Source organism: Prevotella sp. HCN-7019, from assembly GCF_037890215.1.
GTDB lineage: Bacteria > Bacteroidota > Bacteroidia > Bacteroidales > Bacteroidaceae > Prevotella.
Genome location: NZ_JBBKBO010000031.1, coordinates 1 through 466 on the forward strand (window position 1 = coordinate 1; position 466 = coordinate 466).

The window sequence follows — 466 nt, forward strand, 5'->3', positions numbered from 1 at the left end:
AGTTGCGCTACGCGGGGTGAATGTCACCTTCATGTCGATGACACCCGACGGATAGATGGTGTATGCAATCGTGTAATTGCACAGCGAACCGCTGCCCTGCTGTGTCATCACGGCGTTGTCGCCAGATTTTGAAAGCGTGCCGGTGATGCTGTGGTTGGTGTACTGCGACTTGCTTATTGTGGTTGCTATGTTGCGGTCGTTGTCTATGTTACGGAAACCATTGAAGTCCGGAGCGGCGTTGATGAATGATTTGCCGTCGAAGGTCCATCCTGTGAGCTGACCGTCGCCGGAGAATGTTATCTCGTACTTCTTACCGTCGGAGGTTGTACCCGATACGCTGTTACCGACAACGGAGAGATTGCCTCCACCGTTTATCTGTTGCAGTGAAGGACGTTCCTTCAGAGTGAACTGCTCCTCTGCTATGGCGTATCCGGCGTTGGTCCACGATGCGTCGTCCTTCAGACAG

Annotated in this window: 1 pseudogene; it reads right to left on the minus strand. The window is 53.2% G+C overall.

The window, feature by feature from the left end:
• Window positions 1-466 (minus strand): annotated as a pseudogene (locus WKT13_RS13325) (glycoside hydrolase family 2 TIM barrel-domain containing protein); the annotation flags it as partial.